Annotated in this window: 1 protein-coding gene; it reads left to right on the top strand. The window is 67.8% G+C overall.

Going from position 1 to position 743, the window contains the following annotated elements:
• Positions 1–678 (top strand): Rossmann-fold NAD(P)-binding domain-containing protein (locus tag FXO23_RS50625; protein ID WP_484477001.1); only part of this gene is annotated, 678 nt, incomplete at its 5' end.
• Positions 679–743: the final 65 nt, after the last annotated feature.

Here is a 743-nt window from a genome sequence, read left to right on the forward strand (position 1 = left end):
TACGGTCGCCGGTTGCGGGCCGCGGTCATCGGGTTCGGCGCGACGGCCCGCGGCGCGGTGACGGCTCTCAACGCCCACGGCGTGCACGACGTTCACGTTCTCACCAATCGCGGCGTCACCGCGGTCGGGTCACCGATCCACTCGGCGCGCATCGTCCACATCGAGCACGACAACGTCGATCCCGAGCACAGCCAGGTCCTCTGCGACCGCGGCCGAGTCCCGCTGGCGGGCTTCCTCGCCGAACACGACATCGTGGTCAACTGCGTGCTGCAGCAGCCCGAGGCGCCCCTGATGTTCCTCGGCGAGGACGACCTGGCCGCCTTCAGGCCGGGCAGCCTCATCGTCGACGTGTCGTGCGACGAAGGAATGGGCTTCAGCTGGGCCCGGCCGACCACGTTCACCGAGCCGATGTTCACGGTCGGAGACAACATCCGCTATTACGGCGTCGACCACAGCCCGTCGCATCTGTGGAACTCCGCCACGTGGGAGATCAGCCAAGCGGTCCTGCCGCACCTGCGGACCGTGCTTGCCGGTCCCAGCGCGTGGGGCGTGCACGACACCGTCCGGCGAGCCATCGAAATCCGTGACGGATTCATCCAGAATCCGAGCATCCTGTCCTTCCAGCACCGGTCACCGGATTACCCGCACCGCGTCGCGGAAACCGGGGCGCAGCGGTGAGCGAGGGCGACACTGGAAAGGCACAGCCCATGACCGGAACTCAGGACGAGTCCACCGTGATCGCC

The sequence above is a fragment of the Amycolatopsis anabasis genome (assembly GCF_009765355.1).
GTDB classification, from domain to species: Bacteria; Actinomycetota; Actinomycetes; order Mycobacteriales; family Pseudonocardiaceae; genus Amycolatopsis; species Amycolatopsis anabasis.